General features: G+C 30.4%; 23 protein-coding genes and 1 riboswitch. Of the genes, 20 read left to right on the forward strand and 3 right to left on the reverse strand.

The genetic code is table 11. From position 1 onward, the window contains the following. Positions 1–55 precede the first annotated feature (55 nt). The 3 genes from BDW25_RS00940 (at position 56) to xerD (ending at position 2,199) form a co-directional block, all read left to right on the forward strand. Positions 56–598, forward strand: coding sequence for an NUDIX domain-containing protein (locus tag BDW25_RS00940; protein ID WP_002449742.1), 543 nt, complete (start codon positions 56–58; stop codon positions 596–598). 100 nt (positions 599–698) lie between these two features. Next, positions 699–1,145, forward strand: coding sequence for a ferric iron uptake transcriptional regulator (fur, locus tag BDW25_RS00945; protein WP_002449777.1), 447 nt, complete (start codon positions 699–701; stop codon positions 1,143–1,145). 166 nt (positions 1,146–1,311) lie between these two features. Then, positions 1,312–2,199, forward strand: a complete 888-nt coding sequence (xerD, locus tag BDW25_RS00950; protein ID WP_002449900.1) for a site-specific tyrosine recombinase XerD — start codon at positions 1,312–1,314, stop codon at positions 2,197–2,199. 25 nt (positions 2,200–2,224) lie between these two features. Here the strand turns inward: xerD and BDW25_RS00955 are convergent, their stop codons facing one another. Continuing rightward, on the reverse strand, positions 2,225–2,728 hold the full coding sequence (locus BDW25_RS00955; protein WP_002449814.1) for a DUF309 domain-containing protein: 504 nt from the start codon (positions 2,726–2,728) through the stop codon (positions 2,225–2,227). A 98-nt stretch (positions 2,729–2,826) separates the two neighbouring features. Between BDW25_RS00955 and BDW25_RS00960 the strand changes: the two genes are divergently transcribed. From BDW25_RS00960 to BDW25_RS00985, 6 genes are all read left to right on the forward strand, one after another. After that, positions 2,827–3,558, forward strand: a complete 732-nt coding sequence (locus BDW25_RS00960; RefSeq protein ID WP_002449902.1) for a segregation and condensation protein A — start codon at positions 2,827–2,829, stop codon at positions 3,556–3,558. Continuing rightward, a complete protein-coding gene (gene scpB, locus BDW25_RS00965; protein WP_002449749.1) occupies positions 3,551–4,084 on the forward strand; it encodes an SMC-Scp complex subunit ScpB in 534 nt (177 codons plus the stop codon). The genes BDW25_RS00960 and scpB overlap by 8 nt, the downstream gene beginning before the upstream one ends. Before the next feature lies 1 nt (position 4,085). Next, the gene (locus BDW25_RS00970; RefSeq protein WP_002449899.1) at positions 4,086–4,823 is read left to right on the forward strand and encodes a pseudouridine synthase; all 738 of its coding nucleotides are present in this window, start codon (positions 4,086–4,088) and stop codon (positions 4,821–4,823) included. Positions 4,824–5,029: 206 nt separating this feature from the next. Further along, on the forward strand, positions 5,030–5,755 hold the full coding sequence (locus BDW25_RS00975) for a response regulator (RefSeq protein WP_002449874.1): 726 nt from the start codon (positions 5,030–5,032) through the stop codon (positions 5,753–5,755). Further along, complete coding sequence (locus tag BDW25_RS00980) at positions 5,739–7,505, forward strand: ATP-binding protein (RefSeq protein WP_002455316.1); 1,767 nt, start codon at positions 5,739–5,741, stop codon at positions 7,503–7,505. The genes BDW25_RS00975 and BDW25_RS00980 overlap by 17 nt, the downstream gene beginning before the upstream one ends. 245 nt (positions 7,506–7,750) lie before the next feature. Further along, positions 7,751–7,878, forward strand: a riboswitch (FMN riboswitch). A gap of 64 nt (positions 7,879–7,942) precedes the next feature. After that, complete coding sequence (locus BDW25_RS00985; protein ID WP_133944668.1) at positions 7,943–8,488, forward strand: ECF transporter S component; 546 nt, start codon at positions 7,943–7,945, stop codon at positions 8,486–8,488. Between the two features lie 83 nt (positions 8,489–8,571). On the opposite strand, the gene BDW25_RS00990 is transcribed toward BDW25_RS00985, so the two are convergent. Further along, positions 8,572–8,820, reverse strand: a complete 249-nt coding sequence (locus BDW25_RS00990; RefSeq protein ID WP_002449743.1) for a ferredoxin — start codon at positions 8,818–8,820, stop codon at positions 8,572–8,574. Between the two features lie 96 nt (positions 8,821–8,916). On the opposite strand from BDW25_RS00990, the gene BDW25_RS00995 reads away from it, so the two are divergent. The 4 genes from BDW25_RS00995 (at position 8,917) to ypdA (ending at position 14,001) form a co-directional block, all read left to right on the forward strand. Next, positions 8,917–9,882, forward strand: coding sequence for a helix-turn-helix domain-containing protein (locus BDW25_RS00995; RefSeq protein ID WP_133944670.1), 966 nt, complete (start codon positions 8,917–8,919; stop codon positions 9,880–9,882). Continuing rightward, positions 9,863–11,242 (forward strand): RecQ family ATP-dependent DNA helicase, encoded by a 1,380-nt coding sequence (locus BDW25_RS01000; RefSeq protein ID WP_049418388.1) that lies wholly within the window; start codon positions 9,863–9,865, stop codon positions 11,240–11,242. The genes BDW25_RS00995 and BDW25_RS01000 overlap by 20 nt, the downstream gene beginning before the upstream one ends. A 146-nt stretch (positions 11,243–11,388) precedes the next feature. Continuing rightward, positions 11,389–12,864, forward strand: coding sequence for an elastin-binding protein EbpS (gene ebpS, locus BDW25_RS01005; protein ID WP_002449732.1), 1,476 nt, complete (start codon positions 11,389–11,391; stop codon positions 12,862–12,864). A gap of 150 nt (positions 12,865–13,014) precedes the next feature. After that, positions 13,015–14,001 carry a bacillithiol disulfide reductase YpdA gene (gene ypdA, locus BDW25_RS01010; protein WP_019835230.1) on the forward strand — a complete coding sequence of 329 codons (987 nt, stop codon included), beginning with the start codon at positions 13,015–13,017 and terminating at the stop codon, positions 13,999–14,001. Positions 14,002–14,063: 62 nt separating this feature from the next. Here the strand turns inward: ypdA and BDW25_RS01015 are convergent, their stop codons facing one another. Then, the gene (locus tag BDW25_RS01015; protein WP_002449857.1) at positions 14,064–15,032 is read right to left on the reverse strand and encodes an asparaginase; all 969 of its coding nucleotides are present in this window, start codon (positions 15,030–15,032) and stop codon (positions 14,064–14,066) included. A 75-nt stretch (positions 15,033–15,107) separates the two neighbouring features. Here BDW25_RS01015 and cmk point away from each other — a divergent pair, with 75 nt between their 5' ends. The 7 genes from cmk (at position 15,108) to BDW25_RS01050 (ending at position 21,672) form a co-directional block, all read left to right on the forward strand. Beyond that, complete coding sequence (gene cmk / locus BDW25_RS01020; RefSeq protein WP_002449771.1) at positions 15,108–15,764, forward strand: (d)CMP kinase; 657 nt, start codon at positions 15,108–15,110, stop codon at positions 15,762–15,764. A gap of 309 nt (positions 15,765–16,073) precedes the next feature. Further along, on the forward strand, positions 16,074–17,252 hold the full coding sequence (rpsA, locus tag BDW25_RS01025; protein WP_039984237.1) for a 30S ribosomal protein S1: 1,179 nt from the start codon (positions 16,074–16,076) through the stop codon (positions 17,250–17,252). Positions 17,253–17,437: 185 nt separating this feature from the next. Beyond that, positions 17,438–18,748 carry a ribosome biogenesis GTPase Der gene (der, locus tag BDW25_RS01030; RefSeq protein ID WP_019835234.1) on the forward strand — a complete coding sequence of 437 codons (1,311 nt, stop codon included), beginning with the start codon at positions 17,438–17,440 and terminating at the stop codon, positions 18,746–18,748. Positions 18,749–18,762: 14 nt separating this feature from the next. Beyond that, positions 18,763–19,761 carry an NAD(P)H-dependent glycerol-3-phosphate dehydrogenase gene (locus BDW25_RS01035; protein ID WP_002455320.1) on the forward strand — a complete coding sequence of 333 codons (999 nt, stop codon included), beginning with the start codon at positions 18,763–18,765 and terminating at the stop codon, positions 19,759–19,761. A 168-nt stretch (positions 19,762–19,929) separates the two neighbouring features. After that, entirely contained in the window at positions 19,930–20,202 is a 273-nt protein-coding gene (locus BDW25_RS01040; RefSeq protein ID WP_002449794.1) for an HU family DNA-binding protein, read from the forward strand. 187 nt (positions 20,203–20,389) lie between these two features. After that, positions 20,390–20,971: a hypothetical protein gene (locus BDW25_RS01045; protein ID WP_002449710.1), complete on the forward strand. Its 582-nt coding sequence runs from the start codon at positions 20,390–20,392 to the stop codon at positions 20,969–20,971. Next, positions 20,971–21,672, forward strand: coding sequence for a demethylmenaquinone methyltransferase (locus BDW25_RS01050; protein WP_002449836.1), 702 nt, complete (start codon positions 20,971–20,973; stop codon positions 21,670–21,672). The genes BDW25_RS01045 and BDW25_RS01050 overlap by 1 nt, the downstream gene beginning before the upstream one ends. Positions 21,673–21,696 lie beyond the last annotated feature (24 nt).

Raw genomic sequence — 21,696 nt, forward strand, 5'->3', positions numbered from 1 at the left:
GTTAACGCATTTATCTTATCAATTTATTAACTTAATGAAAAGGGACGTGGATATAATGGACTTTAATGAAAAAACTTTTGATAGAACAGTCATTTATAATGGTAAAATTATCGATCTAGAACTACACGATGTGGAGTTACCAGACGGGAAAACTTCCAAGAGAGAAATTATCAAGCATAATGGTGCTGTGGCAATTTGCGCTATTACTCCAGAAAAAGAAGTATTATTGGTTAAACAATATCGTAAACCTATTGAAAAACCCTTGTTAGAAATTCCAGCAGGTAAACTAGAAGAAGATGAAGAAAGAGAAGAAGCAGCTAAACGCGAATTAGAAGAAGAAACTGGCTACAAAGCTAATCATCTAACATTCATCACTCATATGTATGGTTCTCCAGGATTTTCAAATGAGAAACTAACCATTTATTTTACTGATAATTTAAGTGAAGGAGAATTGAATCTGGATGATGACGAATTTGTAGAATTGCATAAAATACACTTAGATGATATCCATGCACTTTTAGAAAATCATGAAATTGAAGATGCGAAAACAATGATTGCTTTACAATATGTATTATTAAATTATAATCATTCTAAATAAGACGTGATAACTACTTGATTTTTACTAAATTTATTGGTAATTTATTAATTGAAATAATTTAATTTAAAATGATTATAATTAATTGAGGAGTGATGCTCCCGTGGAAGAACGTCTAAATAGAGTAAAACAACAATTACAGCAATCTTCTTACAAATTAACGCCTCAACGCGAAGCAACAGTTCGTGTGTTAATTGAAAATGAAAAAGATCATCTAAGTGCTGAAGACGTATATTTAAAGGTAAAAGATAAAGCACCTGAAATAGGTTTAGCTACTGTTTATCGAACTTTAGAACTACTTGCTGAATTAAAAGTAGTAGATAAAATTAATTTTGGTGATGGCGTAGCACGATTTGATTTGAGAAAAGAAGGTGCTAAACATTTTCATCATCACTTAGTTTGTATGGAATGTGGTAAGGTAGAGGAAATTCATGAAGATTTATTACCAAAAGTGGAAGAACGTGTTGAATCAGAATATCAATTTAAAATTTTGGATCATCGCTTAACATTTCACGGTATATGTTCAGAATGTCAAGCTAAAGGTAAATAATAAGTTAAACCTAATAAAGTGTTGTATCAACTTTATATGCAAATGCCTAGAAGAGCTTTTCAAGATAAAAAAAGTGATATGTAATAATTAATCGATAGAAGGTGTGAAATTAAGAATCAACTTTGAATTCTATTTCATACCTTTTTTATATAAACAGAGGTGTAATATGAATACGATTATTGAAGAATTCTTAAAATTTATTCAAATTGAAAAGGGATTGAGTGACAATACTATCGGCGCATATCGACGCGATTTAGCTAAATATGAAGAGTACATGAAAGAACATAAAATTGCTCATATCGATTTTATTGATCGCCAAGTCATACAAGAATGCTTAGGATATTTAATAGACCAAGGTGCTTCAGCTAAATCAATGGCGCGTTTTATCTCTACAATTCGCAATTTTCATCAATTTGCACTTAGAGAAAAATATGCCGCTAAAGATCCAACAGTCTTAATTGAAACTCCGAAATATGAGAAGAAGTTACCCGATGTTTTAGAAGTTGAGGAAGTACTTCAACTTTTAGAAACACCGGACTTAAATAAGAAAAATGGGTATCGTGATCGTACAATATTAGAATTATTATATGCGACTGGCATGCGTGTTTCGGAACTGATACAAATTAATATTGAGGATATCAATCTTATTATGGGATTTGTTAGAGTATTTGGTAAAGGTAATAAAGAACGAATTATACCATTAGGAGACACTGTGATTGAATTTCTAGATACGTATTTAGAAAAGGTACGTCCTCAACTTTTGAAAAAGACTATTACGAATGTATTATTTTTAAATATGCACGGTAGACCTTTAACTAGACAAGGAATATGGAAAATGATTAAACAATATGGTTTGAAGGCCAATATTAATAAAACTTTAACCCCTCATACGTTGAGACATTCATTTGCTACACATCTTTTAGAAAATGGGGCAGATCTAAGAGCAGTTCAAGAAATGCTTGGTCATTCAGATATTTCAACGACACAACTTTATACACATGTGTCTAAATCCCAAATAAGACAAATGTATAATCAATTTCATCCTAGAGCTTAAAATAAAAGAAAGAAAAGTGAATTATTTAACTTTTCTTTCTTTTATTTTTAAGTGCTTTTTTTCTAGCTGCAATGATATCGCTTCTATCTCTTAGACGATGACAATGAACAATCATGTCATCATTGTTAATTTGTTTCTTATATTCATAATTAGGATATAAATTGATAAGTTCCCTTTCTATTGAAGATGTAATTGGCAACTGTATTGGTTGAAATGTCTGATCATGTTTCACTTTTTCTATTTGATTTTGAATCAATAAAGTAAATTCATTGACCTTTAAACCTAGTGTATCCTTATCCTTTGCATGCTTAAATGTATATAACGCTTTTTTAAAGCTTTTTAATGCACCTAACTTATTACATCGTCTATAGTGATACATGGCAGTTGAAAATAGTATTAAACTCACTATAGCATCTTTCTTAGAAAAATTAGGGTTAGACTTCCATAATTCTTCTAAAATATCATGACATAAAAAATAATGTTGGTGTGTATGAAATTGATAGTAGAATTGACTTAATGCTTTATTCATGAATACTCCCCCTTAATTTAATTCTAATATATATTCATGCTATAATATTTAGGTGAATTATGCACAATTTAGATTTTATAATACAAGGAAGTTAATTTATGTACGAAGTTAAATTAGATGCTTTTAATGGCCCATTAGATTTACTTCTTCATTTAATTCATAAATATGAAATAGATATTTATGATATACCAATGAAAGCTTTAACTGAACAATATATGCAATATGTTCATGCAATGAAAGAAGTTGAAATTAATATTGCAAGTGAATATTTAGTGATGGCTTCAGAATTATTAATGATAAAAAGTAGATTATTATTGCCACAACAAGAAACTGAAAATGACTTAGAAGAAGATCCTCGTGAGGACCTTGTAGGTCGTTTAATCGAATATCAAAATTATAAAGAATATTCTTTACTATTAACAGAATTAAAAAAAGAACGAGAATTATATTATACTAAATCACCAGCTGATTTATCTCACTTGGAAAAAGAAACGCATTGGGACAAAAATCAAACGATTGATTTGACTCAACTGATTGTTGCATACCAAAGAGTAAAAAATAGAGTAGCATTAAATACGCCAAAAGTAGTTGAAATTTCAAAAGATACTTTTACAATTCAACAAGCTACTGAAGTGGTTGCTAAACATTTAGAGAAACAAACAGCATTTAACTTCTTTAGTTTATTTAACTTTAATGAACCTGTGAGTAAAGTCGTTACACATTTCTTAGCAATATTAGAAATGGCTAAAGCAGGTCTTATTAATATAGAACAGTCAAATAACTTTGAAGACATCAATATCATTAGAGGAGTGAACTATGCGATTGGATAACCTTGGAATTATAGAGTCCTTATTATTTACTGTAGGCGATGAAGGACTGGAAGCACGTCAGCTTGCAGATATTTTAAAAATGGATTTAGATGAACTTGATCAATTAATTTCGACGTATCATTCAAAAGGTCTTGAAATACAAAGATATGGTTCCATTTATATGTTAACCTCCAAAAAAGAGTGTGCACCTTTTATCGAAGTACTAGTGAAGCAAAAAGCAAACATGAAATTATCTCAAGCTGCTATGGAGACACTATCAATTATTGCTTATAATCAACCATTAACTAGAAGTGATATCGAAATAACAAGAGGTATCAATTCTGATGGTGCAGTGAGAACATTAATTGCTAGAGGACTTATTGAAGCAAAAGACATGGAGAATTCGCGGAGTCATTTACTCATGACTACTGATTTATTTTTAAATGTTTTTGGAATGAAATCAATAGAAGAATTACCATCTACTGAAGAAGATAACGAAGAGATTGAGAATTTCTTTAGTACACTTACAAATCAAAAGGAGAAATAAAATGAATAAAGATTTAGAAAGACTTCAAAAACGAATTGCTAACAGTGGATATACCTCTCGAAGAAAGGCAGAAACTTTAATCACTGAAGGTAAAGTGAAAGTAAATGGTCAAGTAGTTACAGAACTTGGAACGAAAGTTAAATCTTCAGACACTGTTGAAGTTGAAGGAATTAAAATTGAGCAAGAAGATAAAATTTATATTCTGTTCTATAAACCAACGCAAGTTATTACTAGTGTTTCAGATGATAGAGGTAGAACGGTTGTAACAGATTATTTTAAAGATTTAGAAGCAAGAATTTATCCAGTTGGACGATTAGACTATGATACTTCAGGGTTATTATTACTTACAAATGATGGTGAATTTACTAACCTAATGACTCATCCCAGATATCATATTCAAAAAAAATATGTTGCAAAATTAAAAGGGTATTTAATGAGAGAAGAAGTTAAATCATTAGAACAAGGAATTGAATTAGAGGATGGTTTTACACAACCTGCTCAAGTTAAAATAAAAAATCAAAATAAAGAAAAAAATACGACACTGGTTGAAATAACTATTAGCGAAGGTAGAAATAGACAAGTTCGACGTATGTTCGAACATTTTAATCACACCGTCGATAAATTAATACGAATCGAATTTGGAAATCTTAATTTAAAAGGATTAAATGCAGGTGAAGGTAGAGTATTAACACCTCATGAGGTGAAAATATTAAGACATATGGCTGAAAATGGTAATTAATTCGAAATAACTTAACAATACAAAGTATATTCTCAATTACAATGTGTATTCTTTTTTTATTTATTCACTGTAATAATAAATCATAGGTTCTACATTAAAAAGATATTTTGATATTTTTTTCACAAAGTCAATTGAATAGAAAGCTTTAATATAGTGAATATGCTATAATTAAAACGGTATAGAGCATGTGTAGGAGGTATATTGTAATGACGAATGAAATATTAATTGTAGACGATGAAGATAGAATCAGAAGATTATTAAAACTTTACTTAGAAAGAGAATCGTTTACTATCCATGAAGCAAGTGATGGTAAAGAAGCATATGAACTTGCTATGGAAAATGACTATGCGTGCATTCTTTTAGATTTAATGTTGCCTGAAATGGATGGTATTGAAATGTCGTCAAAATTACGTGAGCATAAAGATACGCCTATTATTATGCTTACAGCTAAGGGCGAAGAAACTAATCGTGTGGAAGGGTTCGAATCAGGTGCAGATGATTATATAGTGAAGCCTTTCTCTCCCCGAGAAGTCGTATTAAGAGTGAAAGCATTACTACGTAGAACTCAAACATCTAAACCAGAACAAAGCGAACCACATGCAAGAGATGTCATTGAGTTTAATCATCTTATTATCGATAATGATGCGCATCGTGTATTAGCGGATCAACAACAAGTGAATTTAACTCCAAAAGAATATGAGTTATTAATATACTTAGCAAAAACACCTAATAAAGTATTTGATCGTGAACAACTATTAAAAGAAGTTTGGCATTATGAATTTTATGGTGATTTAAGAACTGTAGACACACATGTTAAACGATTAAGAGAAAAATTAAATCGAGTTTCTGAAGAAGCAGCACATATGATTCAAACCGTTTGGGGTGTCGGTTACAAATTTGAGGTCAATACAAATGATGAATCGTCTAAATAGTGTTGTTATAAAACTGTGGTTAACTATAATATTTATAGTAACGACAGTTTTAATTTTATTAAGTGCAGCATTAATTACATTTATTCAATATTATTACACCCAACAAACAGAAAATGCTATAAGAGAAGATGCTTCAAGAATTAGTCACCTTGTTGAAAAAGCTGATAACAAGTCACTTGCCATACAACATAGTCAGGAATTGATTGATGGCACAGGTGGCGTTATTATTATGTCTAATAAAAATATGTCAGCAGAAAAATCATATAATTTGATTAAAAAAAGAATGTTAAAAGAAATTCAAAACAACGACAACTTTAATAAAGTATTTAATACAGGGAAATCTGCCACACAAAATGTCACAATAAGTGAAAAAGGGACATCCCATTCTTATATTCTTTTAGGATATCCGATGCAATCTCAAGATCGTAAGCATGCTAAGTTTAGCGGAGTATTTATATATCAAGATTTAAAAACAATTGAAGATACTAATAATGCAATTACCATTATTATTTTAATTACTGCTATTGTATTTTTTATTGTTTCAACGATTTTTGCGTTCTTTTTATCTAATCGTATTACTAAACCACTTAGAAAATTAAGTACACAGGCAATTAATGTATCGAATGGAGATTACTCTCAAAAAACAACCGTAAATACGAAAGATGAAATTGGTGAACTTTCTTATACTTTTAATAATATGAGTTATAAAATTCAAGAGCACATTGAAGCTTTATCTACTCAAAAAAATATTCGTGATCGTTTATTTAATTCTATGATTGAAGGTGTAGTGGGTTTAAATGATAAAAGTGAAATTATTTTATCTAACAAAATGGCAGACCAAATACTACCGACAATTGATAAATCTATTTATTCAGAAATTAAAAATCAAATTAATGCCACGTTTCATTCAAAAGGCACAGAGTTTAATGAATATGCAATAAACTCTAAGTATTATGTATTTATAATGAGTTATATTGATCGTATTCAACAAGATGGTCGTAGTGGAATTGTAATCATCATAAGAGATATGACAAATGAACATAATCTTGATCAAATGAAAAAAGATTTTATCGCAAACGTATCCCATGAACTCCGTACACCGATTTCGTTATTACAAGGTTATACTGAATCGATAGTTGATGGCATTGTAACAGAACCTAACGAAATCAAAGAATCACTATCAATTGTATTAGATGAAACAAAACGACTTAATCGCCTTGTCAACGAGCTTTTAAATGTTGCAAGAATGGATGCGGAAGGATTAACCATTAATAAAGAAATACAGCCCATAATGCCATTATTACGCAAAATACAACTTAAATACCGTCAACAAGCACAAGATTTAGAACTAAACATAGACTTGTTACCAAATATTAATGAAGATGATTTATGGAATTACGATGCTGATCGAATTGATCAAGTACTCACAAACTTAATTGATAATGCAACACGCTATACACACCCTGGAGATTCAATTACGATTACTGCTAATAAAGATAGTCAGTATCAAATTTTAAATATAAACGACACAGGTAGCGGTATTGCTCCTGAACATCTTGATCATGTATTTGATCGTTTTTATAAAGTAGAAGCTTCTAGAACTAGGGGTAAACAAGGAACTGGTTTAGGATTATTTATTAGTAAGATGATTATTCAAGAGCATGGCGGAATTATTTCTGTAGAAAGTACAGTGAATAAAGGCACAACCTTTATTATTAAATTACCTAAACCTTCTATAGATTCTAAATAATTAACTTTCAACAAAATAGGATTAAATATCCAAATTTTTTGAGATTATGTTCTTCAAAGTTAAAGATAAAACTTTGAAGAACATTTTTATATCTATAGTTTTTTAAATATAATATTTCATGTCATATTAATTTAAAATCAGTCGATGAAACTGATGAAACATATCTCTCATTTTTATAAATAAACAGACATATTGCAATGAAAGATTTATTCGTGTAATATAAATTTTAAATGATAAATTCAATAATTCATCTTCGGGGTAGGGTGTAATTCCCAACCGGCAGTAATTTGAGCCTGCGACCCTCTTCAATAGAAGTGGCTGATTCAGTGTAAATCTGAAGCCGACAGTATAGTCTGGATGGGAGAAGGTGGAGGTTTTTTGTTGTGTAAACGTATCCTCCAATTCTTAGTAAGATGAATGGAAGGAGAAAACTGAATATGCAACAAAATAAACGTTTAATTACCATAAGTATGTTGAGTGCAATTGCATTCATATTAACATTTTTGAAATTTCCGTTACCATTTTTGCCTCCATACTTAACATTAGATTTTAGTGATGTACCGACTTTATTAGCTACTTTTATTTTTGGTCCTTTATCTGGTCTTCTTGTAGCATTAATTAAAAATATATTAAATTTCTTATTTAATATTGGCGATCCTGTTGGGCCTGTGGCAAATTTTTTAGCTGGAGCTAGTTTTTTACTAACAGCTTATTTTGTTAGTCGTCGTAAACAATATTCATCTCGTCGTTCACTAATTATAGGATTAGTTGCCGGTACTATTGCAATGACTATCGTTTTAAGTATTTTAAATTATTTTGTCTTACTACCTTTATATGGTATGATATTTAATCTTGGTGATGTGTTTACTAATTTAAAAGTAATCATTTTATCTGGTATTATTCCTTTTAATATTATTAAAGGATGTGTCATATCGATCATTTTTATCTTGCTATATCGCCGTTTAAAAAAAGTATTGAAATAAAATTAAAACCTCCGATGACTTCTAAGTAGGAATCATCGGAGGTTTTATATTATAATTATGGTAATACAATTTTATTTACAGATTTATTCAAATTTTAAGGCATCTCCATCAAAAGGCTCTTCTTCAATTTTAATTGAATCAGTTGGACAGCCTTCAAGAGCATCTTCCATATCTTCATATAATTCTTCTGGTACTTCTGCAGTACCTTGATTATCGTCAAGGATTACGAAAGCAATACCTTCGTCATCATAATCGTAAATATCTGGTGCAGCAGCGCCACAAGCACCACAAGCAATACATGTATCCATATCAACGATTGTGTACTTTGCCATTTTATTCGCCTCCTTTGATAAAAATGCTACACTAGTCATAATAAATAATTTTATTATATTCTAGATATAAAAGTTCTATAAAAGAGGAGTTCACTCATGCAAGAAATGATTAGTTATGTTAAACATCACTCATTCAATTATAAAACTAATAAAAGTATATATAATATTTTAAGTGGAAAAAAGTCACATCAAACGTTTTTTGATGCGAGCTCTCAACAACTTTTATCATTATATCATAGTTTACCTAAATTAAAATATCAGACATTTGAACGACTTTTGAATAAAAATGATATAAAAGAATTAAATATCAAGGTGCATCCTCGGTTCACTTATGACAGTCTTAATAATACTTTTAAATGTATTCAATTATTAATTCAGACGATATCTCAATATCTCCATCATCAACTTAAATTCGTACCAATGAACCAACAAGTTATTATTCAAAATAAAGTTAAAAAGATTTATGGAACTATTATTAAAAATGATTTAATAAAAGATTTTGAAAATGAAGTGACTGATTTATTTCAAGCAATCAGTTTAAATAATAATAATAAGTGCTACCTTCATTATTATTTGCATGGTTATGATGAGCCTATGTATACAAGACAACAGGTAAGTTTGATTGAGAATATTTCTATTTCAAAATTATATACATTAGAATTGAATAATTTAGTCACCTTAGGAAGTGAAATTGAAAATAAACAACGTTATCCTATATTGTCTGAATGTATTATTCTTTCATCATTATTAAATAAAACATCTATTACTCAACAATATCTTCATCAAGGTTTGAGTTTAAATGAAATTGCAATTGCACAGAATGTTAAACTCAATACAATAGAAGATCATATTTTAGAATTATTTATTAAAGGTTATGAGAAAAATTACGAAAATTACGTAGAGAAAAAAGATGTTTTTCAATTTACTCAATACTATACAGAGCATAAAGGAAAAAGATTAAAAATATATAAACAAGAGTTTGACCATTTATCATACTTTGAAATTAAACTCATGATTGTTGGGATAGAAAGAGGTGAAATCAATGTTAGAGAACAATCTTAAACAATGGTTTGGACATGAAAGTTTTCACCCAGGTCAGAAAGAAGTTATAGAAAGTGTGTTACAAGGCAATCATACACTTGGTGTTTTGCCAACAGGTAGTGGGAAAAGTCTGTGTTACCAATTTCCAACTTATATGCAACAAAAACCTACTCTTATTATTTCACCGCTAATTTCTTTAATGGACGATCAAGTGATGCAACTTAAATCTCAAGGTGAACGAAAGGTTGTATGTATTCATTCAGGTATGGATGAACAAGAAAAGAAGGAAAATATCAATTTATTAAATCAAAGTCGTTTTATATTTCTAAGTCCTGAATTTATTCTTCAATCTCATCATTTCAATTTAATTAAAAACATCCCATTTGGTTTAGTAGTATTAGATGAAGCGCATTGCTTATCAGAATGGGGATATGATTTCAGACCGCATTACGCACTTATCGGTCAAATCACTCATCATTTTAAATTAGCGACTATTTTAGCATTAACTGCTACTGCACCGCCACATTTAACAAGTGATTTAGAACATATTTTAAAAGTTAAATTAAACACTATACAAACTACTATGAATCGTAAAAATATTTCGTTATCACATTTTAATTTCAAGGATGACGACGAAAAAATAGAATGGTTATTGAAATTTATTGAATCTTCAGGTCCCACAATTATTTATGTATCATCTAAGAAAATATGCTTACAACTCGCAAAACTCATTTATCAACATGGATATTTAACTGGTATTTATCATGGGGATTTAACTTATCAAGAACGTCAAACTGTTCAAAATCAATTTATTAATAATTTTATTCCAGTTATTGTAGCTACTAGTGCTTTTGGAATGGGGGTTAATAAAAAAGACATTCGGACTGTGATTCATTTTCATTTATCATCTAGTCCTTCAAATTATTTACAAGAAATTGGAAGAGCTGGGAGAGATGGAAAACAAAGTCAAGCGATTAGTCTATATCAACCAGACGATGCTTATATTCTAGAGACGTTACTATTTAATGATGCTATCGTAACAGAAGATGTCGAAAATTTTGAGCTAGGCGCATTCCTTCCACCTAATAAAGAAGAAATTTTAACAGTATTACACCAAAATTATACATTTAAAGAATTGAAACACATTTTTAAAACCTCATATATACGTAAACAAGCTGGTTATCAAAGAATCATAGGTTATACTCGTATAGATCAATGTAGAAGAAAATTTTTATTGGAATTTTTTGGAGAATCTCCTAATCAACCTAATGAATGTTGTGACAATGATTCAGATTTAAGTAAAATTGAGTGTTACAACAGAAAAAAAGTTAAAAGACAATTTACTTTCAATGAAAAAATTAAAAACTTATTTAGAGTTTAGTGACTTTACTTTACTAAAATATTTTATACAGGATATAATTAAATTACATAGTGATTTATAAGAAATTTAAAAATGATACATATTTATGCATTACTTGGGTATAAATAATGTGACAATTAAAATAAGAAAAAGAGAGGATGTTGACTATGTCTAGAGATAATTTTAAGGATGATTTTGAAAAAAATCGACAATCGATAGATTCAAACGATCAATTCGATCGTGTAAATAATGAAACTAACGATGAAATAGACAATTTTAACAATGAAACCGATCAACAGTTTCCACCAAGAAATGCACAAAGACGACAAAGAAGAAGAAACCAATCTTCTAGTCGTAACAAAAAATTTAATGATCAGGTTAATGATTATGAAGAAGGTTCATTAGATGACCGTTATGATGAGGAGACATTTGACAAAGTACATAACGATAATAATTCTCATCATAATCACGAGAATGATGAGAATAATCAACGTTCCGATGTAGATGAGCGTTATGATGAACATAATCGTCATTCTAATCATCGTCTTGAGGACGATAGTTATGAAAATGATGATAATAGTGATGATAGAATGAATAGTGATCATCGTCGTCATCGTGATTTTGATCAAGATAACGATAGACATGAAGCTCATCATTCAAAAATCGGAAAAGACGCAACAATTGCTGGAGGAGCTGCTGCTACAGGAGCTGTTGGAGCAAAAGCATCACGTAATAAAAAACGTAAAAATAATCGTCATGATGATGAAAATTATAGAGATAATGAAAATAGAAGTGTTCAACATAACAGCGAAGATAATAATGAACTAGATAATAAACATCACAGAAAAAAAGGTAATAAAGGCAAAAAAGCTGCTGCAGTCGGTGCTGGCGCAGCTGGAGCAGGTGCTGCTGGTGCTGCCGCTTCTAAACATAAACAACATGATGAACATAACAATCTAAATCATCATGATGCTGATAAACATCGTGAATACGAAGATAATGATGGTTTCCAAGCACATAACGGTAATAAAAAACGTGGTTTAATGGGAATTTTACTTCCACTCATAGCTTTATTACTTATTTTAGCTGCTCTAGCTATTTTTATTGGCATGTATCTTAACAATGACCATAAAGAAAAAAACAATAACACTGCAGATAATAAAACAGAACAAACTGAGAACAAAGATAACGCTAAAGACAAAGCTACAAATGAAAAAGACCAATCAAATGAAAAAGTAGCAACAAAAGAAGATAAATCAAGCGAATCAGATAATAGCACTAAAAAAGATAGTAATGAGTCAAATGAAGTAGCTACAACAGAAAATAGTACATCAAACAATAATAATGATAAAAATTCTACTGAAAGTGCAACATCTGAAAATGATAACAATAAATCAAATGTATATAACAATTCATCAAGTTCAGACAATAACTCAAATTCTCAATCAACTCAAAATAGCACACAATCAAGTAATAGTGCTGGCCAACAAACTCACGTAGTATCTGGTAATGATAATTTATATCGTATTGCAATTCAATACTATGGTGAAGGTACAGTTGAAAATGTAAATAAATTAAAACGAGCTAACGGCTTAACTAGTAATAATATTGTAAATGGTCAAAAATTAGTTATTCCTCAATAATATCTGAATGTATTAAAAAAGGTACACCTAAAATGGTGTATCTTTTTTATGTTCATTTGAAGATAAGTAAATAACAATGTAAATATTTTTATTTAGAAATATATCTGTAAACTGATATAATATGTTAGTGATTAAAGGAGGCCATTAAACATGCAAACAATTGAAAGTATTATTATTGGTGGAGGCCCATGTGGTTTAAGTGCAGCAATTGAGCAAAAGAAAAAAGGCATAGAAACACTAGTAATTGAAAAAGGTAACATTGTAGATGCCATTTATCATTATCCTACGCATCAAACTTTTTTCTCTTCTAGCGATAAATTAAGTATTGGAGATGTGCCATTTATTGTAGAGGAAAGTAAACCTCGTCGTAACCAAGCACTTGTCTATTATAGAGAAGTAGTAAGATTTCATCAGTTGAATGTACATCCTTTTGAGGAAGTATTAACAGTTAAAAAAATTGGAAATAAATTTACAATTACAACAACTAAAGACGTGTATGAATGTAAATTTTTAACAGTTGCGACTGGTTATTATGGTCAACATAATACTTTAGATGTTAAAGGTGCGGATTTATCTAAGGTTAAACATTACTTTAAAGAAGCACATCCATACTTCAATCAAGATGTCGTGGTTATTGGAGGTAAGAATTCTGCAGTAGATGCAGCTTTGGAATTGGAAAAGGCTGGGGCAAATGTGACTGTATTGTATCGTGGAGATCGATATTCAGCAGCAATTAAACCTTGGATTTTGCCAAACTTTGAATCTTTAGTTAACCATGAAAAAATCGATATGGAATTTGATGCAAATGTTACTGAAATCACTCAACATTCAGTAACTTATGAAAAAAATGGTGAAACAGTAACAATACCAAATGACTTTGTTTTTGCAATGATTGGTTATCATCCAGACTATGAGTTTTTACAATCTATTGGTATAGATATTCATACTAATGAATTTGGAACAGCTCCAATTTATAATAAAGAAACGTATGAAACAAATGTGGAAAACTGTTATATTGCTGGTGTTATAGCAGCTGGTAATGATAATAATTCAATTTTCATTGAAAACGGTAAATATCATGGTGGTATTATCGCTCAAAGTATTTTAAGAAAAAAACAAACTCCACTAGAAAGTTAAATTTCATTTATTTTAATTAAAAGAGAGAAACAATGAGTGCATCATCATTGTTTCTCTCTTTTTTAAGTTTCAAAGTATTCTTTCAATTCCTTATGATTCATATGGTTACTTAAACCAATTAAAAGTTTTAATCTTGCTTTAGGGCCATTTAATCCGTTAGAAAAAATAAGACCCTCTTCAGCTAATCGAAAACCTCCACCTTCATAATCATATACTGGACTTACAATGCCATTAAATGAGCGAGACACGAGTACGATAGGAATATCTTTTTTGACACATGATTCAATACCTTTCAAACAACTTGGAGGTAAGTTACCTTGGCCTAACGCTTCAATAATTATACCTTGAACGTTTTGTTGAGCATAAAATTCTAAAACATCCTTAGTCATTCCCATATACGCTTTAATTAATGGCACATTTAAACTTTCATCTATTCTTGGAAATACTTTTTGTCGATATGGACGATTATAAAATTGAACACGATCTTTAGTTAAGATACCTAAAGGGCCTTGATTAGGACTCTGAAAGGTATTGATATTCGAGGTATGTGTTTTAGTAACATTTCTCGCAGTATGTATTTCGTCATTAAATACGACCATCACGCCTTTATCAGAAGCTTCTAATGAAGTTGCAACTCTAATTGCTGAGATAAAGTTATATAGCCCATCTGAACCAATCTCGTTTGATGAACGCATTGCACCTGTTATAACAATAGGTTGACTTATATCGATTGTTAAATCGAGCAAATAAGCTGTTTCTTCTAACGTATCTGTGCCATGTGTAATCACACATCCATCATAATGATTCTTAGAAAATTCCTTCATAATGATATCTTTTAACTTTATGACATGAGAAAGTGTGATATGTGGTGATGGCACATTAAAGGGACTTATTTCATATACATTTGCATATTGATCTATGATGTTTTTATGCAATGAAATAGGATTGATATCATTTGTAACGACCTGATTGAGTTGATTTTGAGACATACTAATTGTTCCACCTGTATGAATAACAAGTATCTTTTTCATTAAACTCCTCCTATTTTTAAAATATATATTTATGATAAAATAATACAGATAAAACAACAAGAAAGGAAAAATGTTATGAATCCAATTAATATTGCATTAGATGGTCCTGCTGCTGCTGGGAAAAGTACAATTGCAAGACAAGTAGCTAGTAAATTATCAATGATTTATGTCGATACTGGTGCAATGTATCGTGCAATAACGTATAAATATTTAAAGCAAGATGCTCCTGAAGATTTTCAAAATTTAATTAATCACACTTCTTTAGAATTAACTTACAATCCATCAAAAGGCCAACGAATTATTTTAGATAACGAGGATGTGACAGACTATTTAAGAGAAAATGATGTCACACAACATGTTTCATATGTTGCATCAAAAGAACCTGTACGCACCTACGCCGTACAAAAACAAAAAGAATTAGCAATAAAAAAAGGAATTGTTATGGACGGTAGAGATATTGGTACCGTCGTTCTTCCAGATGCTGAGTTAAAAGTATATATGATTGCCTCTGTAGATGAAAGAGCGGAAAGAAGACAAAAAGAGAATGAATTACGTGGCATTCCTTCCACTTTAAATCAATTAAAAAAAGAGATTGAAGAAAGAGATCATTACGATATGAATCGTGATATTTCACCTTTAAGAAAAGCGGAAGATGCTATAACAGTGGATACAACGAGTAAAACTATAGAAGACGTAACTGAAGAAATATTAAAGTTAGTAGAGAATCTGTAATTTTCATACATAGCTATTTAATTTAATTCGTCAAATGACTAAAGTATAAGCGAATTATTTTAAATAGCTATTTTAGTTATATATAATTAATTATGAAAATATAAACAATAAATTTTCTTATTCTTATATTCAATCATAAGTTTCGATTTTCATCGATATTAATAAATATATTTTTCTATTGCTTAATATTAAATAATTTTAAAAAATGATATATTTTTTAAAAACTTATGAAACTAAAGGGGTATTTCTTGACAATTCCTCGTGTTTATAAGATGTTATAGTTATGTAGTGTATAAGGAGGCAAACATGATGACTGAAGAATTCAATGAATCAATGATTAATGATATTAAAGAAGGTGACAAAGTCACTGGAAAAGTTCAACAAGTTGAAGATAAACAAGTAGTAGTTCATATTGATGGGGCTAAATATAACGGAATTATTCCAATTAGCCAACTTTCAACTCATCACATTGAAAATCCAAGTGAGATTATTTCAGAGGGTGATGAAATTGAAGCATATGTAACCAAAATTGAAATTGACGAAGAAAATGAATCAGGCGCTTACATTTTATCAAAACGTCAACTTGAAACCGAAAAATCATATGAATATTTACAAGAAAAGCTTGATAATGACGAAGTAATCGAAGCTAAAGTTACTGAAGTAGTTAAAGGTGGCTTAGTTGTGGATGTGGGCCAAAGAGGATTCGTTCCTGCGTCACTCATTTCAACTGATTTCATTGAAGATTTCTCTGTATTTGAAGGACAAACCATTCGTCTTAAAGTAGAAGAATTAGATCCTGAAAATAATAGAGTCATTTTAAGCCGTAAAGCAGTTGAACAAGCTGAAAATGACGTTAAAAAAGCATCGTTATTAGATTCACTTAATGAAGGAGACGTTATCAAAGGAAAAGTTGCGCGTCTTACTAACTTTGGTGCTTTTGTAGATATTGGTGGCGTTGATGGATTAGTTCACGTATCAGAATTATCACATGAGCATGTTCAATCTCCTGAAGACGTGGTAAGCGTTGGACAAGAAGTGGACGTTAAAGTTAAATCTGTTGAAAAAGATACTGAACGTATTTCTTTATCTATTAAAGATACTTTACCAACTCCATTCGAAAATATTAAAGGTAAATTCCACGAAAACGACGTTATCGAAGGTAAAGTAATTCGCTTGGCTAACTTTGGCGCTTTTGTGGAAATTGCTCCTGGTGTTCAAGGACTTGTACACATTTCAGAAATTGCTCATAAACATATTGGTACACCAAGTGAAGTGTTAGAACCAGGACAACAAGTGAGCGTTAAAATTTTAGGTATTGATGAAGAAAATGAGCGTATTTCTTTATCTATTAAAGCTACATTACCAAATGAAGATGTGATTGAAAGTGACGAAGCTACAACTCAATCATATTTATCTAATGAAACAGATGAAGACAATCCAACTTTAGGTGACGTTTTTGGTGATAAATTTAAAAACTTAAAATTCTAATATTAAATATTTTATTATTTAATTTAATGATGAGAGCAAGAAAAGATATTCAAATAGAATTCTTTCTTGCTCTTTTTTTATTTATCTTTACTCACTATCTATCGTATGACAATATATACTTGTTTTTAAATCATCATTGCGTATGATAAAATTATAGAGATTTTAGAAAGAGAGGAAGTTAGCTTATGACTAAACCTATTGTAGCAATTGTAGGTAGACCTAATGTGGGGAAGTCTACAATTTTTAATAGAGTAGTAGGTGAACGTGTATCAATTGTTGAAGATACTCCAGGTGTTACGCGTGATCGTATTTATTCTTCAGGCGAATGGTTAACACATGAATTTAATATCATTGATACTGGAGGCATCGAAATCGGAGATGCACCTTTCCAAACACAAATAAGAGCTCAAGCAGAAATCGCTATTGATGAAGCAGACGTTATTATCTTTATGGTAAATGTGAGGGAAGGTCTCACTCAAAGTGATGAAATGGTGGCTCAATTACTTTATAAATCAAAAAAACCTGTTGTTTTAGCAGTAAATAAAGTAGATAATCCTGAAATGAGAAGTGATATTTTTGATTTTTACTCTTTAGGTTTTGGCGATCCTTATCCAATTTCTGGTTCACATGGTTTAGGTCTAGGTGATTTATTAGATGAAGTCGTTAAACATTTTAAAGAAGAAGATAGTGATCCATATGATGATGACACTATTCGTTTATCTATTATTGGCCGTCCAAATGTGGGTAAATCTAGTTTAGTAAATGCCATTTTAGGTGAAGAACGTGTTATTGTATCAAATGTAGCAGGTACAACTCGAGATGCTGTAGATACTGAGTATAGCTATGATGGACAAGATTACGTGTTAATAGATACAGCAGGTATGAGAAAAAAAGGTAAAGTATATGAGTCAACTGAGAAATACTCTGTATTAAGAGCCTTAAAAGCAATTGAGCGTTCAAATGTGGTGTTATTAGTTATTGATGCCGAAGAAGGAATTATTGAACAAGATAAGCGCGTTGCTGGATATGCTCATGAAGAAGGAAAAGCAATGGTGATTGTTGTAAATAAATGGGATGCTGTAGAAAAAGATACTAATACCATGAAAAAATTTGCTGATGATGTACGTAATCAATTTCAATTTTTAGATTATGCACCTATCGCTTTCGTATCGGCAAAAGAGCGACTACGATTAAAAACACTTTTCCCTTATATAAGAGAAGCAAGTGAAAATCACAAAAAACGTGTTCAAAGCTCAACACTTAACGAGGTGGTGACGGATGCAATTTCAATGAATCCTACACCTACAGATAAAGGTAGACGTTTAAATGTCTTCTATACTACTCAAGTGGCTATTGAACCACCAACATTTGTGGTTTTTGTAAATGATGTTGAGTTAATGCATTTTTCTTATAAACGCTATCTTGAAAATCAAATTAGAGATGCATTTGGTTTTGAAGGAACGCCTATTCATATCATCCCTAGAAGAAGAAACTAAGAGGAGAGATTAAGATGACTAAGATTACAGTTTTTGGTACAGGAAGTTTTGGTACTGCATTAGCAAATGTTTTAGCAGAGAATGGCCATTCAGTTTTAATGTGGGGAAAAAATGAAAATACTGTAGATGAAATTAATCAATCTCATCAAAATAAACGGTACCTGAAAGACGTAACATTAATTGAAACAATTAAAGCAACAAATCAATTAGAACAAGCAGTTAATTTTTCAGATATATTTTTAATTGCTTTACCTACAAAAGCAATTAGAGACGTTGTGACTGAAATTAATCAACATATTAAAACTAAAAAAACATTTATTCACGTTGCAAAAGGTATTGAAAATGAAACATTTAAACGTGTATCAGAAATGATTGAAGATTCAGTATCTAAGAACCATAAAAATGGTGTGGGGGTACTATCTGGACCAAGTCATGCTGAAGAAGTTGTAATTAAACAACCTACAACTGTTGCAGCTTCGTCAAAAGATGAACGTATAAGTAAACTTATTCAAGATTTATTCATGAATGATTACTTACGAGTATATACTAATAATGATTTGATAGGTGTAGAACTAGGTGGTGCACTTAAAAACATTATTGCTGTAGCAAGTGGTATTGTTGCTGGAATGGGTTATGGTGATAATGCTAAAGCTGCTTTAATGACAAGAGGTTTAGCTGAGATTAGTCGACTAGGTGAAAAGCTAGGGGCTGATCCTATGACTTTTCTAGGTCTTGGTGGCATTGGTGATTTAATTGTAACGTGTACGTCTACTCATTCAAGAAATTATACTTTAGGATATAAATTAGGAAAAGGTAAAACGACTGAAGAAGCACTTAACGAAATGAATATGGTTGTTGAAGGAATTTATACAACAAATTCAGTATATCATTTAGCAAAAGCTCAAAATGTTGATATGCCAATAACCAATGCTTTATACAAAGTATTATTTGAAGATAAACCAGTGAAAGATAGTGTGAAGGATTTAATGGGACGAGATAAAAAAGCTGAATAAAGTGTAATTTTGCTATTTAACGCAAATATTTTATAAAATTATTCACGAAATACTGATAATTCAACGTTTTAAGTATATAAATCGTTGCGGTAAAGGGAATTATTGTGTTAAAGTCATACCATAATGATATAAATTTATCATTATCATTCATCTGGAGGTGAACTCATAATGAATAAAACTGACTTAATCAATGCGGTTGCAGAACAAGCTGATTTAACTAAAAAAGAAGCTGGTTCAGCAGTAGACGCTGTTTTCGAATCAATTCAAAACTCACTTTCTAAAGGTGAAAAAGTTCAATTAATTGGTTTCGGAAACTTCGAGGTACGTGAACGTGCTGCACGTAAAGGACGTAACCCTCAAACAGGTAAAGAAATCGAAATTCCTGCAAGTAAAGTTCCAGCATTCAAAGCTGGTAAAGCATTAAAAGATGCTGTAAAATAATTTACTTAAAAAGCCCTATAAGGGCTTTTTATTTTATATATTGTTTAATTCTAAATACATATGTTTTATTTATAATTGTACAATTCACTGTGAAGCGTCTGTGAAGTTATTTTCGTCATAAGCACTATATTTTATTTTTATGAATATAATGTTAATATGTATATTGATACTAACGTGAGGTGTGAACATGGAAAGAACATTAAGCAAATTAAATAGACAAATTACTCAAAGGCTTAAAGGAATTAATGAATATGAAGCAATTCACATTAATAAAGGATTAAGTGATGTTTTAGATCATTTTAATATTCCAGAAAATGCTAAACTTGCCTGCCTCACTATTGATACTTCAATGAAGCATCTAGATGATATTTCTAAAAATAAATTATCTAAGAAATCAATTCTAATTGGTGACTTATTAAGTGCTCATTTTTATACTTTAATATCTGAAATTGGTGATGTGTCATATCAAAAGCTAATGAGTGAAGCGATTATAAAATCTAATGAGCTTAAAACTTCATTGCATCATCATTCACTCGAGCGTCATGATATATATAAGGCTGTGTTAGATATAGAAACACTTTTCCCTTTTATAACTATTTCTCATTTTACAGATATTGAGATTTCTCAATATGAAATATTTGAAAAATTATTTAGTGGGGTACATCAATATTATCCCTCTTATTTAAGTGAATATGATGAAGATGAAATAAACCAATTTATTAAACATATAAAGCAAAGCGATAAAGAGAAAAGTAGAGGTAATAATTAATGACTGAAAATAATGCAAAAAAAGAACAAGTTCATACGGTTTTTCAAAATATTTCTAAAAAATATGATCGATTGAACAATATAATAAGCTTCGAACAACATAAAATATGGCGTAAACATGTAATGAAAGATATGAATGTGTTACCTGGAAGTAAAGCACTTGATGTATGTTGTGGTACAGCAGATTGGACTATTGCTTTAAGTAGAGCAGTAGGACCTAATGGAGAAGTTACAGGTTTAGATTTCAGTGAAAATATGCTTGAAGTTGGTAAAGAAAAAACTAAATCAATGCCTAATATTCACTTAGTGCACGGCGATGCTATGAATTTACCATTTGAGGATAAAACATTCGATTATGTAACCATTGGTTTCGGTTTAAGAAATGTGCCTGATTATTTAGCAACATTAAAAGAATTAAATCGCGTATTGAAACCAGGCGGTATGATTGTATGTTTAGAAACAAGTCAACCAACATTACCCGTATTTAAACAAGTTTATAAACTTTACTTTAAATTTGTGATGCCTATTTTCGGGAAATTGTTTGCTAAATCTAGGGAAGAATATGAATGGTTACAACAATCTACATTCAATTTTCCAGATAAAACTAAATTAAAGCGTTTATTTGAGCAGGCTGGTTTCAGTCATGTAAAAGTTCGTAGCTTTACAGGTGGCGTTGCTGCAATGCACCTTGGCTATAAATAGAAACTTCTACTAAATAAAAGGTGA

This window comes from Staphylococcus sp. AtDRG32 (assembly GCF_004365845.1).
In the GTDB taxonomy this organism is placed as follows: domain Bacteria; phylum Bacillota; class Bacilli; order Staphylococcales; family Staphylococcaceae; genus Staphylococcus; species Staphylococcus hominis.

Bases quoted from the DNA above. Each gene is read 5' to 3' on its own strand.
- BDW25_RS00940 (WP_002449742.1), top strand. From the start codon at position 56: ATGGACTTTAATGAAAAAACTTTTGATAGAACAGTCATTTATAATGGT.
- xerD (WP_002449900.1), top strand. From the start codon at position 1,312: ATGAATACGATTATTGAAGAATTCTTAAAATTTATTCAAATTGAAAAG.
- BDW25_RS00955 (WP_002449814.1), bottom strand. From the start codon at position 2,728: ATGAATAAAGCATTAAGTCAATTCTACTATCAATTTCATACACACCAA.
- BDW25_RS00960 (WP_002449902.1), top strand. From the start codon at position 2,827: ATGTACGAAGTTAAATTAGATGCTTTTAATGGCCCATTAGATTTACTT.
- BDW25_RS00970 (WP_002449899.1), top strand. From the start codon at position 4,086: ATGAATAAAGATTTAGAAAGACTTCAAAAACGAATTGCTAACAGTGGA.
- BDW25_RS00975 (WP_002449874.1), top strand. From the start codon at position 5,030: ATGACGAATGAAATATTAATTGTAGACGATGAAGATAGAATCAGAAGA.
- BDW25_RS00980 (WP_002455316.1), top strand. From the start codon at position 5,739: ATGAATCGTCTAAATAGTGTTGTTATAAAACTGTGGTTAACTATAATA.
- BDW25_RS00985 (WP_133944668.1), top strand. From the start codon at position 7,943: ATGCAACAAAATAAACGTTTAATTACCATAAGTATGTTGAGTGCAATT.
- BDW25_RS00990 (WP_002449743.1), bottom strand. From the start codon at position 8,820: ATGGCAAAGTACACAATCGTTGATATGGATACATGTATTGCTTGTGGT.
- BDW25_RS00995 (WP_133944670.1), top strand. From the start codon at position 8,917: ATGCAAGAAATGATTAGTTATGTTAAACATCACTCATTCAATTATAAA.
- BDW25_RS01000 (WP_049418388.1), top strand. From the start codon at position 9,863: ATGTTAGAGAACAATCTTAAACAATGGTTTGGACATGAAAGTTTTCAC.
- ebpS (WP_002449732.1), top strand. From the start codon at position 11,389: ATGTCTAGAGATAATTTTAAGGATGATTTTGAAAAAAATCGACAATCG.
- ypdA (WP_019835230.1), top strand. From the start codon at position 13,015: ATGCAAACAATTGAAAGTATTATTATTGGTGGAGGCCCATGTGGTTTA.
- BDW25_RS01015 (WP_002449857.1), bottom strand. From the start codon at position 15,032: ATGAAAAAGATACTTGTTATTCATACAGGTGGAACAATTAGTATGTCT.
- cmk (WP_002449771.1), top strand. From the start codon at position 15,108: ATGAATCCAATTAATATTGCATTAGATGGTCCTGCTGCTGCTGGGAAA.
- rpsA (WP_039984237.1), top strand. From the start codon at position 16,074: ATGACTGAAGAATTCAATGAATCAATGATTAATGATATTAAAGAAGGT.
- der (WP_019835234.1), top strand. From the start codon at position 17,438: ATGACTAAACCTATTGTAGCAATTGTAGGTAGACCTAATGTGGGGAAG.
- BDW25_RS01035 (WP_002455320.1), top strand. From the start codon at position 18,763: ATGACTAAGATTACAGTTTTTGGTACAGGAAGTTTTGGTACTGCATTA.
- BDW25_RS01040 (WP_002449794.1), top strand. From the start codon at position 19,930: ATGAATAAAACTGACTTAATCAATGCGGTTGCAGAACAAGCTGATTTA.
- BDW25_RS01045 (WP_002449710.1), top strand. From the start codon at position 20,390: ATGGAAAGAACATTAAGCAAATTAAATAGACAAATTACTCAAAGGCTT.
- BDW25_RS01050 (WP_002449836.1), top strand. From the start codon at position 20,971: ATGACTGAAAATAATGCAAAAAAAGAACAAGTTCATACGGTTTTTCAA.